This window comes from Rhodococcus sp. 320_ES (genome assembly GCF_059691855.1).
In genome coordinates this window covers 914,411-929,776 of the sequence record NZ_JCAWAG010000001.1, presented here as the reverse complement: position 1 = coordinate 929,776, position 15,366 = coordinate 914,411, and the positions used below count along the sequence as shown (strand labels likewise).

At 65.9% G+C, this 15,366-nt stretch carries 16 protein-coding genes; 7 read left to right on the top strand and 9 right to left on the bottom strand.

Annotation, left to right across the window (positions count from 1 at the left end; all coding sequences use genetic code 11):
• The first annotated feature begins 7 nt into the window (after positions 1–7).
• Together AC59JP_RS04690 and AC59JP_RS04685 are read left to right on the top strand one after the other, a co-directional pair.
• Complete coding sequence (locus tag AC59JP_RS04690; RefSeq protein ID WP_497324452.1) at positions 8–265, top strand: HPr family phosphocarrier protein; 258 nt, start codon at positions 8–10, stop codon at positions 263–265.
• Between the two features lie 237 nt (positions 266–502).
• Positions 503–1,372 carry an aldo/keto reductase family oxidoreductase gene (locus AC59JP_RS04685; RefSeq protein WP_497324451.1) on the top strand — a complete coding sequence of 290 codons (870 nt, stop codon included), beginning with the start codon at positions 503–505 and terminating at the stop codon, positions 1,370–1,372.
• Positions 1,373–1,839: 467 nt separating this feature from the next.
• Here the strand turns inward: AC59JP_RS04685 and AC59JP_RS04680 are convergent, their stop codons facing one another.
• The 6 genes from AC59JP_RS04680 to AC59JP_RS04655 are packed head-to-tail and all read right to left on the bottom strand — an operon-like array spanning position 1,840 to position 7,702.
• Positions 1,840–2,850 (bottom strand): hypothetical protein, encoded by a 1,011-nt coding sequence (locus tag AC59JP_RS04680; RefSeq protein ID WP_497324450.1) that lies wholly within the window; start codon positions 2,848–2,850, stop codon positions 1,840–1,842.
• Entirely contained in the window at positions 2,843–4,285 is a 1,443-nt protein-coding gene (gene hflX, locus AC59JP_RS04675; protein ID WP_497324449.1) for a GTPase HflX, read from the bottom strand. The genes AC59JP_RS04680 and hflX overlap by 8 nt, the downstream gene beginning before the upstream one ends.
• Before the next feature lie 43 nt (positions 4,286–4,328).
• Positions 4,329–5,198 (bottom strand): diaminopimelate epimerase, encoded by an 870-nt coding sequence (gene dapF / locus AC59JP_RS04670; RefSeq protein WP_497324448.1) that lies wholly within the window; start codon positions 5,196–5,198, stop codon positions 4,329–4,331.
• 10 nt (positions 5,199–5,208) lie between these two features.
• Entirely contained in the window at positions 5,209–6,027 is an 819-nt protein-coding gene (locus tag AC59JP_RS04665) for a TrmH family RNA methyltransferase (RefSeq protein WP_497324447.1), read from the bottom strand.
• Positions 6,015–6,941 carry a tRNA (adenosine(37)-N6)-dimethylallyltransferase MiaA gene (miaA, locus tag AC59JP_RS04660; protein ID WP_497324446.1) on the bottom strand — a complete coding sequence of 309 codons (927 nt, stop codon included), beginning with the start codon at positions 6,939–6,941 and terminating at the stop codon, positions 6,015–6,017. Before miaA ends, AC59JP_RS04665 begins: the two co-directional genes overlap by 13 nt.
• Before the next feature lie 47 nt (positions 6,942–6,988).
• Positions 6,989–7,702: a class III extradiol ring-cleavage dioxygenase family protein gene (locus AC59JP_RS04655; RefSeq protein WP_497324445.1), complete on the bottom strand. Its 714-nt coding sequence runs from the start codon at positions 7,700–7,702 to the stop codon at positions 6,989–6,991.
• A 123-nt stretch (positions 7,703–7,825) separates the two neighbouring features.
• On the opposite strand from AC59JP_RS04655, the gene AC59JP_RS04650 reads away from it, so the two are divergent.
• Positions 7,826–9,229: a DUF349 domain-containing protein gene (locus AC59JP_RS04650; protein ID WP_497324444.1), complete on the top strand. Its 1,404-nt coding sequence runs from the start codon at positions 7,826–7,828 to the stop codon at positions 9,227–9,229.
• Here the strand turns inward: AC59JP_RS04650 and AC59JP_RS04645 are convergent.
• Together AC59JP_RS04645 and miaB are read right to left on the bottom strand one after the other, a co-directional pair.
• The gene (locus tag AC59JP_RS04645) at positions 9,222–9,752 is read right to left on the bottom strand and encodes an Rv2732c family membrane protein (protein ID WP_497324873.1); all 531 of its coding nucleotides are present in this window, start codon (positions 9,750–9,752) and stop codon (positions 9,222–9,224) included. The two genes, AC59JP_RS04650 and AC59JP_RS04645, sit on opposite strands and share 8 nt — an antisense overlap.
• A 65-nt stretch (positions 9,753–9,817) precedes the next feature.
• Complete coding sequence (miaB, locus tag AC59JP_RS04640) at positions 9,818–11,329, bottom strand: tRNA (N6-isopentenyl adenosine(37)-C2)-methylthiotransferase MiaB (protein ID WP_497324443.1); 1,512 nt, start codon at positions 11,327–11,329, stop codon at positions 9,818–9,820.
• Positions 11,330–11,505: 176 nt separating this feature from the next.
• Here miaB and gluA point away from each other — a divergent pair, with 176 nt between their 5' ends.
• From gluA to AC59JP_RS04620, 4 genes are all read left to right on the top strand, one after another.
• Complete coding sequence (gene gluA, locus AC59JP_RS04635; RefSeq protein ID WP_497324872.1) at positions 11,506–12,234, top strand: glutamate ABC transporter ATP-binding protein GluA; 729 nt, start codon at positions 11,506–11,508, stop codon at positions 12,232–12,234.
• Positions 12,235–12,282: 48 nt separating this feature from the next.
• Positions 12,283–13,110, top strand: a complete 828-nt coding sequence (locus AC59JP_RS04630; RefSeq protein WP_497324442.1) for a glutamate ABC transporter substrate-binding protein — start codon at positions 12,283–12,285, stop codon at positions 13,108–13,110.
• Between the two features lie 94 nt (positions 13,111–13,204).
• A complete protein-coding gene (locus AC59JP_RS04625; RefSeq protein WP_497324441.1) occupies positions 13,205–13,885 on the top strand; it encodes an amino acid ABC transporter permease in 681 nt (226 codons plus the stop codon).
• On the top strand, positions 13,882–14,772 hold the full coding sequence (locus AC59JP_RS04620; RefSeq protein ID WP_497324440.1) for an amino acid ABC transporter permease: 891 nt from the start codon (positions 13,882–13,884) through the stop codon (positions 14,770–14,772). The genes AC59JP_RS04625 and AC59JP_RS04620 overlap by 4 nt, the downstream gene beginning before the upstream one ends.
• Positions 14,773–14,774: 2 nt before the next feature.
• On the opposite strand, the gene AC59JP_RS04615 is transcribed toward AC59JP_RS04620, so the two are convergent.
• Positions 14,775–15,365, bottom strand: coding sequence for a regulatory protein RecX (locus tag AC59JP_RS04615; RefSeq protein ID WP_497324439.1), 591 nt, complete (start codon positions 15,363–15,365; stop codon positions 14,775–14,777).
• Position 15,366: the final 1 nt, after the last annotated feature.

The following is a 15,366-nucleotide window of genomic DNA, read 5'->3' as shown; positions in this document are numbered from 1 at the left end:
AGCACTTATGCCCAGCACCACCGTCACCGTCGGTTCGGCCATCGGGCTGCACGCTCGCCCGGCAGCCATCATCGCCGAAGCGGTCGAGGCCGCCGGTGAAGAGGTCACCCTCGAGGTCGAAGAAGACGAAGAGGTCGACGCCGGGTCGGCTCTGCTGATCATGACCCTCGGCGCCACCAAGGGCACCGAGGTCAAGGTCACCGCCGAAACGCAGGAGACGCTCGACAAGATCGCGGCACTCGTCGCGTCCGATCTCGACGCCTGACCTACGGCCTACCTGCAGCACCCCCGCCGTCCCGTACCAGGGAGGCGGGGGTGTTGTCGTCTCAGCAGTGCAGACCGAAATCGACCACCGCAAGGGCGGCATGTTCGTCACGCTCGAAGAGAGCTGCGATCGCGTGAACGACACGGGCGCACAGTTTCATGGCACGAACGATATGTACCTCGGAGTCCCCGAGGAACAGTTGGAATCACCCCGAGTCGAAGGGTGTTGGATCAAGGCATGACGACAGCGAGCCTTCCCGGAGGCACCTTCACGATGGCCGACGATCTCACCGTCACCCGAATGGGCTACGGGGCCATGCAACTGGCCGGACCGCACGTGTTCGGTCCGCCGGCCGACCGCGACGCAGCCGTCGCGGTCCTGCGCGAGGTGGTTTCGCTCGGGATCAACCACATCGACACCAGCGACTATTACGGCCCCTACGTCACCAACGAGATCATCAAAGAGGCTCTGCACCCGTATCCCGAGTCGCTCCACCTCGTCACGAAGGTCGGAGCACTGCGCGATGCCGAGGGTGGTTGGCCCCCCGCGCGCGAGCCCGAACAGCTGCGCCAAGCCGTCCGCGACAACATCGACCGCCTCGGCCTCGAGGCGATCGACGTGGTCAACCTGCGCGTCGGCGGCTTCGACAGCCCGGAGCCCGGATCCCTCGCCGAGCCGTTCACCGTGCTCGCAGAATTGCAGCAGCAGGGACTGATCAAGCATCTCGGGATCAGTACGGTCAACGCCGAGCAGGTCGCCGAAGCGCAATCCATCGCACCTATCGTCTGCGTGCAGAACTTCTACAACCTCGCTCATCGGGACGACGACGACCTGATCGATTCGCTTGCGGCGCAGGGTATTGCGTACACGCCCTACTTCCCCCTCGGCGGCTTCTCCCCGTTGCAGTCGAGCGAGCTGAACGACGTCGCAACACGCTTGAATTCGAGTCCGATGTCCGTGGCCCTGGCCTGGTTGCTCCAGCGCTCGCCGAACATCCTGCTCATTCCGGGCACGTCGTCGGTGGATCATCTGCGCGAGAACGTCGCCGGTGCCGGACTCACACTCTCGGCCGACGACGTCGCGCAGTTGGACAGTATCGGCGCCTGATAATCGGGTGCTGTTGACCGCGTATATCGCGGTCAACAGCACCGGATTCCTTCACTGGCGTCGTTTCGGAGACGGCGGTTGGGTATCCTCGGCCCATGGCTGAGGGGAGCAGCACACGAGGGCGTTGGGGAGCCCCGACAGCCCTGGTAGCCCTCGTGTTTCTTGTCGGACCGGACGTGCTGAGTTCGGTGGCGCACGCGCCCTCGATACGCGATTGGATTCGCTTGGTTCTCTGGGTCGGCCTCAGCATTGCTCTGGCCCGTACCACGTACATCGCGTGGAGGGACTACCGACAGCGCCCCGACCAGCCTGCGCGTCCGGTACCAAAAGACTCTGTGGCACAACGAGATGTCGTGTCGGCCATCGCCCGCTCCGCTGATCGCATGGAGTCGATCGAAAACTTACGAATGCAGTATCGCGGCCTCGCATTTAACGACGCTCGCGAACTCGTCGACCGGCATTCCTGACTACCGCCGACGCTTGGCCAGGAACACTCCTGGTCCCAGGATGATCAGCGCAACTGCTCCCCCAGCGACGAGCACCCACACGACGGTCCGCGTCGATTCGTTCGGTTCGTCTGCCGCTGCTTCCGGCGGCGGTGCGACCAGTTCCGTCGCGCCGCGTAGCACCATGATCGGCGGGAGCGTCGGCGTCGAGGTGAAGCCCTCCTCCGATCCCAACAACAGATCACCGTTGTCGGCGAACGCCAGCGACTCACCTTGCGGCTGCTCGGGCAGGGGAATTTGTTCGGCGGGCCCGGACATCAATGCGGACACAACGTTTCCGCCCGGAGCCGAATAGAGGTACAGGTCGGTGTAGGTACGGAGGGCCACCACCGTGCCGTCGGCGCTCACGGCGCCACCGGTCGCGAGGAGCGATCCCCGGATCAACGGCGGACCACCGGGCGTCCCCGTGGCCGTCAGCCGCATCTCCCCCACGCGAGTCAGCGCGCTCGGGCCGGGCGACGCCAACTGATCGACAGGAACTCCGGCGCTGTAGATCCCGCTTGACCCGGACGCCACCTTGGTCACGATCACCGGGACGCCGTCGCGGCCGATCAGCAGGGTCTCCGCATCGTGCGGTCCGTCGGGATACGTCAGTCGGTGCAGTTCCCCCGAACCGTCGGCAGGGTCGAGTCGAGTCAGCGCCACGGTGGGACGGATCGAGTCGTTGTCTCCGATGTCGCCCAACCACAACGAGTTCGAGTAGTGCGACAGGTCCTCGACGTCGTACGGGTCCACCGGATTGGGGATCCACCGCACCACGGCGCACGTCGTCGGGTCGATCTCGGCGACGCGATCGTCGGCGCCGCTGTCACCCATCCCGAAGAGCCTCCCGCCCACGACGGTGGTACCCGACAACTCCGAAAGCCCCGGGTCGGTGGGCGTACAGAGCTGACCGAAGCTCGCTTCCTGAGCAGCGGCCGTTCCCGGAAACAGCAGGAACGCAGCAGCAGTGAGGGAGAGCGCCCTACGCACTGTGGCTGAAGTCGTGCAGCGCCGACGCCAACGCGTACGGCACCTTCGCGTCGATGCGGGTGCCACCGTCCTCGTGAGTCGAACTGACGATCTGCCCGTCCGCGTGAATGCGCGACACCAGATCACCGCGGTCGTACGGCACCAGAACGCTCACCGACACCTCGGGCGGACGCACCAATTCACTGATCATGGAACGCAATTCGTCGATGCCCTCGCCGGTGTGCGCCGACACGAACGCCGCGCCCGGAAGAAGACTGCGCAGTTGCGTCAACGTGACCGGGTCCGCGACGTCGATCTTGTTGACCACCACCAGTTCCTGCACCGGCACGGTGTTCTGCTCGCGCACGACCTGGGCGATGACTTCGTGCACCGCGTTGATCTGCTCGGTCGGCAAGGGGTCGGACCCGTCGACGATGTGCAGCAGGAGGTCGGCGTCGGTGACCTCTTCCAGCGTCGACCGGAACGCCTCGACGAGCTGAGTCGGGAGGTGTCGCACGAAGCCGACGGTGTCGGTGAGGACGCAGGCTCGACCGTCGTCGAGCTGCGCCTTGCGCGTCGTCGGATCCAACGTGGCGAAGAGCGCGTTCTGCACCAGCACACCGGAACCGGTGAGTGCGTTGAGAAGTGATGACTTTCCGGCGTTCGTGTAGCCGACGATCGCGATGTTCGGAACGTCGCTGTGCAGGCGACGCGTCCGCTTGGTGTCGCGGGCGGCCTTCATGCCCTTGATCTCGCGGCGCAACTTCGCCATCCGCTCACGAATGCGTCGACGGTCGGTCTCGATCTTGGTCTCACCGGGACCACGCAGACCCACACCGCCGTTGCTTCCGGCACGACCACCGGCCTGCCGGGACATCGACTCACCCCAACCACGCAGGCGCGGGAGCATGTATTCCATCTGGGCGTACGCCACCTGGGCCTTGCCCTCACGCGACGACGCGTGCTGAGCGAAGATGTCGAGGATCAGCGCCGTGCGGTCGATGACCTTGACCTTGACGATCTTCTCCAGCGCAGTCAGCTGCGCCGGGGTGAGCTCGCCGTCGCAGATCACGGTGTCGGCGCCGGTTGCCACCACCACCTCGCGCAGTTCCTTGGCCTTGCCGGAACCGATGTACGTCGCGGCGTCGGGCTTGTCACGACGCTGAACGAGACCTTCGAGCACTTCCGAACCCGCGGTCTCGGCGAGAGCGGCGAGCTCGGTCATGGACGAGTCGGCTTGGATCGCGGTACCGGAGGTCCACACTCCGACGAGAACCACGCGCTCGAGTCGCAGCTGTCGGTACTCGACCTCGGTGACGTCGGTGAGTTCGGTGGACAGACCCGCGACACGGCGAAGCGATGCGCGGTCCTCGAGCTGCATGTCGCCGACGGACCAGGTGGGGTCTTCGTCGGAGTGGTTGTCAGCATCGGGCAGGAGATGATGTGAGTTCGTCATACACCACTCATGATCCACGAAAAGCCGGCTGCGTGCACTTGCATTACGTCAGCGATGCCCACCACGAGTCGGAGACGGTTCCCGAGGCCACGAGCTTCGACGGTCCACGCAGCTCTGCCGCTCCGTGCTGGATGCGAACGACGACCTCGCCGCCGAGCACCCGGACCGTCACCTCACCGCTGTCGGCGCCGTCGAATCGCAGCGCTGCCGCTGCGGCAGCCACGGTTCCGGTACCGCACGAGCGTGTCTCTCCCACGCCTCGCTCGAACACGCGCATGTCGACAGCGCCGCCACGCGGCACCGTCACGAACTCGATGTTGACCCCGTGCGGGAAGGTGTCGGCGTCGAACTCCGGCTGCGCCGACAGGTCGAGCGTCCGCAGAGCCGCGCTGTCGAGTTCGGCGTCGACGCACGCGAGGTGCGGATTGCCGACGTCGATCCCGATGCCGTCGAACTTCCGCCCGGCCACCATCGCGCTGGAGCGGCCGAGATCACGAACCTCGCCCATGTGCACCGTGACGTCGGCGTTCGTGTTGTCCGCAGAGTGCACGGTCACGGGACGGGCCCCGGCTCGGCTGCCGACGACGAAGTCCGACCGCGATTCGAGACCCGACGCGCGGAGGTAGTGCGCGAACACGCGCACTCCGTTGCCGCACATCTCCGCGATCGATCCGTCCGCGTTGCGGTAGTCCATGAACCAGTCGTCCTCGGAGACGCCGGACGGGAGTTCGCTGAGAACGCCCCGATCGCGGAGAGCCCCGGACCTGGCGATGCGGAGCACACCGTCCGCGCCGATGCCGCGCCGCCGATCGCACAGCGCGTCGACACGTGACGGCACCAGATCGACGGCCACGTCGAGGTCACGAAGGAGCACGAAGTCGTTCTCGGTGCCGTGACCTTTCGCGAAATCCATGGTGGACAGCCTAGCCGCGCCTCTGTCGAGCCATCTCGTACAGACTCACGGCGCCGGCCGACGGTGCCCCGAGCGAGCTGGCCGACCCGCCGATCGGGATGGACACCACGGTGTCGCACGCGGCGCGCCAGGCCGCGCTCATTCCACGCGTCTCGTTGCCCACCACGAGGACCGTTCCGCCGGTGAAGTCGTGGCCGTACAGCGGCACCGTCCCGGTCTCGTCCGTACCGACGACGGACATGGGTACGCCGCGGCCGATCTGCCGGGTGACGAACTCGACGACGTCGGGCGGTCCGCCGGCCTGCGCCACCGGCACCGCGAAGACGGATCCGGTGGACGCGCGGACGCACTGCGGATCGAACGGGTCCGCCCCGTGTCCTGTGATCACCACCCCCGCAGCCCCGAATGCGTCCGCCGAGCGAATCAGTGTCCCGAGATTTCCCGGTGACGTCGGGCGGTCGAACACCACGACGACCGGGTTGTCGCCGGGCGGGTTCCAGTTCTTCAGGTCCACCCATGCGGCCCCGCACACCGCGAGAAGCTCCGGCGGCTGGTCCGGCTTGTCGCCCAGTTCCCCGATCAGCTCGGGGGACATCGCGACCGTCGAGACGGTAGCTGCGTCGAGGATTCCGGACGCCCACGACGACAGTGGAGCGTCCTGACGCCGGTACACGAGAGTGTCGATCGGCCAGCCCTTCTCGAGCGCAAGAGTCAGCGGCCGTACCCCCTGAACCACGAAGAGACCGGCGCGCGTGCGCTTCTGGCGATTGGTGAGGTAGGACTGCCACTGCTGAAACCGCGCGTTGCGGGTGGTGATCATCTGTTCCATGTCGTCGAGACGCCCTTTCCGACGATCTGCACTGCGCGGTCCACCAAACGAGGATCGGCGCCGTCGAGCCACATGATGCGCGAGTCTCGACGAAACCACGAGCGCTGCCGCCGCACGTAGCGTCGGGTGCCCGTGAAGGCGAGCTCGCGCGCCTGCTCCTCGGTCATCTCTCCGTCGAGCATGGACAGAACCTGCGCGTACCCGATCGCGCGCGCAGCGGTGACGCCGTCTCGGAGACCGAGATCGACGAGACCCTCCACCTCGCCGATCAGACCCTGATCGAACATCTGCGTCGTGCGCAATGCAATCCGCTCATCGAGTTGGTCTGTATCACGGTCGATTCCGAGAATGATCGTGTCCCAGCGCGGCGCGCCGATGGTCGGAGCCGACGCGGCAAACGGCTTGCCCGTCAACTCCACCACCTCGAGCGCGCGCACCATCCGACGGCCGTCGGTGGGCAGAATGGTGGCGGCAGCAGCCGGGTCCGCCGCTCGGAGGGCCTCGTGCAGACCCTGCGTTCCGCGCTCGGCCAGAACCGCTTCCCACTTCGCTCTGACGTCGGGATCTGTTGCGGGAAAGGACCATTGGTCCAGCAGCGACTGCACGTACATCATCGATCCGCCCACGATCACAGGCACGACGCCTCGCCGCAGCATGTCCTCTATCTCGGCGGACGCGGCAACTTGGTACCCCGCGACGGTCGCGGTGGTGGTGACGTCGAGGACGTCGAGTCGGTGGTGCGGGATTCCGCGACGCTGATCGACCGGCGTCTTGGCCGTGCCGATGTCCATACCCCGATACTGTTGCATCGCATCGATGTTGACGATTTCGCCGCCCAGTTCCTCGGCGATCGTCAGCGCCAGATCCGACTTCCCCGTGGCGGTGGGACCGACGACGGCGACGGGCCGTGTCATGGCAACCCCCGTGTCATGGCAACCCCCGTGTCATGGCAACCCCCGTGTCATGGCAGCCACAGCCCGACGAAGTATCCGACGCCGTACGGTGCGCCTGAATAGAGCTCTGTGGCGCTCGACACCGGAAGTACGGCGGCAGCGGCGATCTGCCAGATCGCGCGGCCGGTCATTCCGATGTCGTGGCACAGGTCTGCGTCGAGCGCCCACAGCGCGTCGGCGTCACCGGTGTGCAGTGCCCGGTCGACCTTGGCCTGAACCTCCGGCGCCCCCTCGTGGAAGGAGCCGGGCGCCTTGGCGGTCAGCGTCGTCGCCCCGTCGGCGATCACCAACAGTCCGATCGGCTCGTCCAGCGCGTCCAGCTCCGCCCGCAGGGCGAGTCCGTACCGACGGGCCGCGGCAGGATCGGTATCGGCGGGGATCGTGCGCACTTCGAGTGAGGTCTCGGGCGCCGCCGCGGTCCTGATCCACGCTCCGGTGAGTGCGCTCAGCGGCATCGATCGGTCGACAGTCGGCGCCGTGTCGGGCGACAAGGTCACCACCACGTCGACACCGAACCCCGCATAGGTGCCCGCAGACGTCGCCGGAACGGTGTCGACAGCGTCGCCCACGCCGATGGCGATCCACCTGCTCGCGGAACGGGCGAGAACGCCCGCGGCGTCGAGTGTCGCCTGTCGCAAGTCCCGCGTCTCCAGCGCGATCGACCCACCAAGTTCCGGAACCAGGATCGGCGGGGACGAGACAAATGCGGCAGCGGCGAGCACCCCTCAAACCTAGTCGGTTGTGGTTCATCACCTGTTTCACTGGTCGCTGCGACGCAGAACGGGGTTGAATGGTCGAGCACACGTAGTTCAGGCAGCCGTGACGCGCGGCAGAGACGAGGACACATGACCGAGAACACGGGACCCAGCACCACCGGGGCCGACACCGCCCACACAGCCGCCGCCGACACAGCTGCCGCTGAGGCTCCGGCACCGTCCTCCTCCCCCAAGCCGTCGCCGCGCCCGGGGCCCAGGCCCGGCCCGGCGCCTTCGCACAAGCACCTCCCGCACCCGGTCGCGCACGCGCCCGCACCGGTGACCACCGATCCGTCGAAGTTCGGGCGCGTCGACGACGACGGCACCGCCTGGGTCTTCGGTCCCGACGGCGAGAGGCAGATCGGCTCCTGGCAGGCCGGCGACGCCGCCGAGGGTCTTGCACACTTCGGACGCCGCTACGACGACCTGGCCACCGAGGTCTCACTGCTCGAAGCACGCCTGACCTCGGGTGCGGGAGATGCGAAGAAGACTCGGGCTGCCGCGAGCGCACTGGCCGAGACGCTCCCCAGCGCCGCTGTCATCGGCGACATCGAATCGTTGGCCGCCCGCCTGCAGGCCATCATCAGCAGCTCCGACGAGGTCGCCGCGGCCAACAAGGAGCAGAAGGAACGCGAGCGCACCGAGAGCACCGCACGCAAGGAAGCCCTCGCCGCGGAGGCCGAGCAGATCGGCAACGAGTCGACGCAATGGAAAGCGGCAGGAGACCGCCTCCGCGAGATTCTCGACGAGTGGAAGACCATCCGCGGCGTCGACCGCAAGGTGGACGACGCCCTGTGGAAGCGATACTCGAAGGCGCGCGAGGCCTTCAACCGTCGACGCGGCGCGCACTTCGCCGATCTGGACCGCGAACGCGGAGCCGCGAAGATCAAGAAGGAAGAGTTGGTCGCCAAGGCGGACGAGCTGTCGACCTCGACGGATTGGGCCCCCACCGCCGCGGTGTTCCGCGATCTGTTGGTCGAGTGGAAAGCGGCCGGACGCGCTCCGCGTGATGCGGACGACGCCCTGTGGAAGCGATTCAAGGGCGCTCAGGACGTGTTCTTCGCCGCACGCAACGCTGCTCAGTCGGAGCAGAACGCGGAATTCGAGGAGAACGCAGCCGCCAAGGAGGAACTGCTGAAGGGCGCTGCGTCCATCGACCCGGCAACGGACATCGAGGGTGCCCGCGCCGCCCTGCGCACGCTTCAGGACAAGTGGGACGCCATCGGCAAGGTGCCTCGGGAGAAGATGCAGGACCTCGAAGGCCGACTGCGCGCGATCGAGAAGAAGGTCCGTGACGCAGCCGACAACGAGTGGCGCAGAACCGACCCCGAGGCTCTGGCACGAGCCGCTCAGTTCCGCGAGCGCGTGACGGCGTTCGAGGAGCAGGCAGCCAAAGCCACTGCCGCGGGCAAGACGAAGGACGCAGAGAAACTGCAGGCTCAGGCCCAGCAGTGGCGCGAGTGGGCCGAGGCTGCCGAGAGCGCGATCAGCTGAAGTCGGCTGGTCCGCGCTCGGCGCGGGCGTCGGCTTCCGCGGTGGCGATTCGTCGCCGCTCGGCTGCTGCGAGTTGAGCGGTCGACCTCAGCCACACGGCGCGGAGCCAATGGAACGTCAGCACAGCGACGACGATCCACGCCAACACCAGTCCGGCGCCCGGTCCCGCGCCCGTCGAGGTGGACGGCAGCGTCTGCCGCGACCAGATCGCCAACAGGCCGAACACGGTGGCCACTCCGGAACCGTAGAGAGCGATCCAGGCGAGCGCCCATTTCTGGGTGACCAAGGCCAGAGTCGAGAAGATCACCGAGAACACCAGCGTCAGCCACACGAAGATGCGCGACGGCAGGGCAATCGATTCGGCGATCGCGTCCGAGTCACCGGCCAGCACGTCCCATCCGTTGGCAGAACCGGTGTGCGGCAACGCGAACGACAGGAGCAGGACCAGGACGGCTACCGCGACCACGAGCGCGCGGGCTCCGGGATCGATCGCGCCGGACACCTTGCGTTCGGCGTCCTCCATGGTGCCGAGCCGCTCCAGTGCTGCCTGTTTGTCCGAGGCATTTTTCTCCGAGGCCGTTTTGTCTGTCACAGTGCACATCCTGTCGATACGGGTTCCGGGGCCGGGGCGCCGATGCTCGGCAATCCGAGTCCGACGCCGATGGGCGCCGTCTTCGGGGTGATACCGAGTGCGTAGCGGTCGCCGGCCTTGGTGGTGCGGTGGCCGAGAATTTCGCCGTCGGCGACGAGGTGGTACGGCCGAGCGTCGGTCACTCGGGAGGTCACGATGTCCCCCGGACGGATGGCCGACGGGTCGGCTCCGGGCCGGAAGTGGACCAGACGTCCGTCGCGGGTACGTCCGCTCATCCGCTCGGTGGCTGCGTTCTTGCGCCCGCCGTGCGCCGAGACCAGGAGTTCGACCTCGTTACCGACGATCGCCTGATTGCCTTCGAGGGTGATCTGCTCCTGCAGAGCGGTGAGACGCTCGTAACGTTCCTGCACGACGGCCTTCGGCACCTGATCGGCCATCTCTGCCGCGGGCGTCCCGGGTCGCTTGGAGTACTGAAAGGTGTACGCGCTGGTGAAGCGGGCGCGGCGCATCACGTCGAGAGTGTCCTGGAAGTCTTCCTCGGTCTCGCCCGGGAATCCCACGATGATGTCGGTGGTGATCGAGGCGTCGGGAATCGCGGCGCGAACACGGTCGATGATTCCGAGGAACTTGTCCCTGCGGTACGACCGCCGCATCGCGCGCAGAATTCGGTCCGAACCGGACTGCAGCGGCATGTGCAGCGTCGGGCACACTTTCGGTGTGGTCGCCATTGCCTCGATGACGTCGTCGGTGAACTCGGCGGGGTGCGGTGAGGTGAAACGCACACGTTCGAGACCCTCGATGGACCCGCACGCCTTCAGCAGCGAAGCAAAGGCGCCGCGGTCGCGTGGGAGGTCCGGGTCGCCGAAGGACGCACCGTAGGCGTTGACGTTCTGGCCGAGGAGAGTCACCTCCAGGACACCTTCGTCGACGAGTGCCTGCACCTCGGCGAGGATGTCTCCGGGCCGACGATCGACTTCCTTGCCGCGCAGCGACGGGACGATGCAGAACGTGCACGTGTTGTTGCATCCCACGGAGATGGACACCCACCCGGAGTGCGCGGAGTCGCGCTTCGCGGGCAGCGTCGACGGGAAGGCTTCCAGCGACTCGAGGATCTCCACCTCGGCGCGCTCGTTGTGGCGCGCGCGGTCCAGAAGCGCCGGAAGCGAACCGAGGTTGTGGGTGCCGAACACCACGTCCACCCACGGCGCCTTCTTGACGACGGTCTCGCGATCCTTCTGAGCCAGGCAGCCACCGACCGCGATCTGCATGTTCGGGTTGGCGTCCTTCGCGGGTCGCAGCATCCCGAGGTTTCCGTAGAGCTTGTTGTCTGCGTTCTCCCGCACGGCGCAGGTGTTGAAGACGACGAGATCCGGATCCGACCCGGCTTCCGCAGGTACGTATCCGGCTTCCTCGAGCAGTCCGGACAACCGCTCGGAGTCGTGCACGTTCATCTGGCAGCCGTGGGTGCGCACTTCGTAGCTGCGTCGGGTTCGGTCGATCGTGTCCACACCTCCAGGGTACGGCCCACTCCACCTGGCTCTTTCCTGCACCGACTCTTCGCGACGAGTAAAGATTCCATTACATAACCCGTGAAGAACCCCAATAAATGCCTGTGGCAGAGCAAACTACGAATAGGGTCATCGCCATGAGCTCGCCCGCCGCACCGGTATCTGCAAACCGTCCGATGATCTCGATGCGTGGAGTGCAGAAGCACTTCGGCGATCTCCATGTACTGAAGGACATCGACCTCGAAGTTCCGACTGGACAGGTCATCATCGTCCTCGGGCCGTCCGGTTCCGGAAAGTCGACGCTCTGCCGCACCATCAACCGCCTCGAGCCCATCGACTCCGGCACCATCGAGGTCGACGGCAAGGAACTGCCCTCCGAAGGAAAAGCGTTGGCCGCCTTGCGTGCCGACGTCGGCATGGTGTTCCAGTCGTTCAACCTCTTCGCGCACAAGACGATCCTGGAGAACGTCAAGCTCGCGCCCACCAAGGTGCGCAAGCTGGGCAAGGCCGAGGTGGACAAGACGGCGAAGGACCTCCTCGAGCGCGTCGGGATCGCCAACCAGGCCGACAAGTACCCGGCGCAGCTGTCCGGCGGACAGCAGCAGCGTGTGGCCATCGCCCGTGCGCTCGCGATGAACCCCAAGGTGATGCTGTTCGACGAGCCCACCTCGGCCCTCGATCCCGAGATGGTCAACGAGGTGCTCGACGTCATGACGTCACTGGCCAAGGAGGGCATGACCATGGTGGTGGTCACCCACGAGATGGGCTTCGCCCGCAAGGCCGGAGATCGGGTCGTCTTCATGGCAGACGGTCAGATCGTGGAGGACACCGATCCCGAAACCTTCTTCACCGCACCGAAATCCGACCGCGCCAAGGACTTCCTCGGCAAGATTCTCAGTCACTGATTCGGATTCACCCACGTAACCGCATCACCCATTTCACGAAGGAGTTCGATGAAGATCACACGTTCGCTCCGCTTCGGCGTCGCTGCCGTAGCCCTGGCTTTCGCGGCAACCGCTTGTGGAGGTGACGAAGCCACCAGCGCGTCCGAGAGCGCCGCGAGCGGCACCCTCAACATCGGCATCAAGTTCGATCAGCCGGGCCTCGGACTGCGTAACCCTGACGGCTCGTTCACCGGATTCGACGTCGAGGTGGCCAAGTACGTCGCCGACAAGCTCGGCGTCCCGGCCTCCGGCATCACCTTCAAGGAAGCTCCGTCGGCACAGCGCGAGACCCTGATCGAGAACGGCGAGGTCGATTACGTCGTCGCCACCTACTCCATCACCGATGCGCGCAAGGAGAAGGTCGACTTCGCCGGCCCGTACTTCGTTGCCGGACAGTCGCTTCTGGTGGCCAGCAACAACAACGACATCACCGGTCCCGACACTCTCGGCGGAAAGATCCTGTGCTCGGTCTCGGGCTCGACCCCCGCGCAGAAGATCAAGGACCAGTACCCCGATGTCCAGCTGCAGGAGTACGACACGTACTCCGCGTGCGTCGAGGCGCTGCGCAACGGCGCGGTCCAGGCTCTCACCACCGACGACATCATCCTGGCCGGCTACGCCGCGCAGTACCCGGGACAGCTCAAGCTCGTCGGTCAGCCGTTCTCGACCGAGAACTACGGCATCGGCCTGAAGAAGGGTGACACCGACACCCGCAACAAGATCAACGACGCGATCGAGGAAATGATCTCCTCGGGTGCGTGGAAGCAGGCGTTCGAGTCCACCGTCGGACCGTCGGGTTACCCGATCCCCAACCCGCCCACCGTCGACCGCTACTGATCCAATCGCTGCTGCCGACGGCCCGGTGCCCTGCCGGGCCGTCGGCAGTTGTTCGTTCGTCCCGCATCTCGAGATCCGACAGGGGAGCACGTAGGTGGACCTGATCACCAAGTACGACACGCAACTGCTTCAGGCGTTCTGGATGACCATCAAACTGACGGTGTTCTCCGCCGTCGGCGCGTTGATCCTCGGAACTGTCCTGGCAGGAATGCGCGTCTCCCCCATCCCCGTGGCGCGCTGGGTCGGTTCGACCTACGTCACCATCTTCCGCAACACACCGCTGACACTGATCCTCGTCTTCACGGCGTTCGGCCTGAACCAGACTCTCGGGTTGACCCTGGCCAACGCCGGATCACCGACGTTCCTCAAGGACAACAACTTCCGTCTCGCAGTTCTCGGATTGACGGTCTACACGGCCGCATTCGTATGCGAGTCGATCAGGTCCGGCATCAACACCGTGAACGTCGGCCAGGCCGAGGCGGGCCGATCCCTCGGTCTCACCTTCTCCCAGAATCTGCGGATGATCGTTCTGCCGCAGGCGTTTCGGGCCGTGATCGCACCGCTGGGCAGCGTGCTGATCGCCTTGACGAAGAACTCCACGATCGCCGCCGTCATCGGTGTTGCCGAGGCGTCCTTGCTGATGAAGTCGATGATCGAGAACGAAGCCGCCATCTTCGTTGTCGGCGGCATCTTCGCGCTCGGATTCGTGATCCTCACCCTGCCCACCGGCTTGTTCTTCGGCTGGCTCAACAAGCGATTGGCGGTGGCCCGATGAGCCAAGCATCGGTTCTCTACGACGCGCCGGGCCCGAAGGCCCGCACCCGCAACACGATCCTGTCCGTCGTCGTCGGGCTGCTCGTCCTCGCGGTGCTGTACTACATCTACTCCGCGCTCAGCGACAAGGGCCAGATCACTGCGGACAAGTGGCGCCCCTTCGTCGACTCCTCCACGTGGACAACGTATGTGATCCCTGGCATTCGGGGCACGCTGATCGCCGCCGCGCTGTCCATCGTGTTCGCGCTGTTCCTCGGTGCTGTCCTCGGCATCGGCCGGCTGTCGGATCATCGGGCGATCCGCATGGTGTGCGGGTTCATCGTCGAACTCTTCCGCGCCATCCCGGTTCTGATCCTGATGATTTTCCTCTATCAGTTCTTCGCCGAGTACCAGGTGTTCAAGTCCCGCTACCTCGCGCTTGCCGCGGTGGTGACGGGCCTGACCCTCTACAACGGTTCGGTGATCGCGGAGATCGTCCGGTCGGGCATCGGGTCGCTTCCCAAGGGCCAGACCGAAGCCGCCATGGCGGTGGGTCTGCGCAAGGGACAGATCATGCGCATCATCCTGTTGCCCCAGGCGGTGACGGCAATGCTCCCCGCGATCATCTCGCAGATGGTGGTGGCGCTTAAGGACTCTGCGCTCGGCTACCTGATCGGCTACGTGGAAGTGGTCCGCTCGGGCCAGCAGGTGGGCGCGTTCTACGGCAACTACCTCCCGGCGCTGATCGTGGTGGCGATCATCATGATCGTGCTGAACTCGCTGCTGACTCAGCTGGCCACCCGCGTGGAGAAGCGGCTTCGCAAGTCGAAGGGCAGCGCTGTGTTGCCGGCCGGCGCCAACGTGGGAGCACCGGGCATGACCGGGACCGGCAACTCCACCACGGTCTAGCTCTACTGCTCTACCTCGAGGCCTTCGGCGTCCGCGCCGTGGGCCTCGAGCTCTGTCTTGACCACGTCGAACGCCATGCCCTGAGCGAACCCTCGTCGTGCCAGCATCGACACCAGCTTGCGCACGATGCGGTCGCGCTCCGCTCGGTCCGTCGTCGACAGGTTCCCCGACCGTGCCAGGGTGCGCATCTTCTTCACGACCAGCTCACGGGCGCGTTCTTTTTCGTCGTCACCGTGGATGGTGTCCAGTGCCTGCGCGGCAATGTCCTGACTGATGCCCTTGGTGCGCAGTTCCATCCCGATGGCGCGCTTACCGCGACCCGAATACGTGTGCCGTGACGTGACCCACTGCTGAGCGAACTCCACGTCGTCGATCAGCTTGATGTCGGTCAGACGATCGAGCACTCGCTCGATGATCTCCGGCGTGAAGCCTTTGGTGGTCAGCTTGTCTGCCAACTCTTTTCGGCTGCGCGCCCGATCGGTGAGATACCGGAGGCAGACGTCTTTCGCCTGCGCCTCCGTGCCGCCCTCAGGACGCGAGCGGGCGCCCGAAGTGTCTCGGGCGCCCGGTCGGTCGGCGCGTTCGTCGCGCACT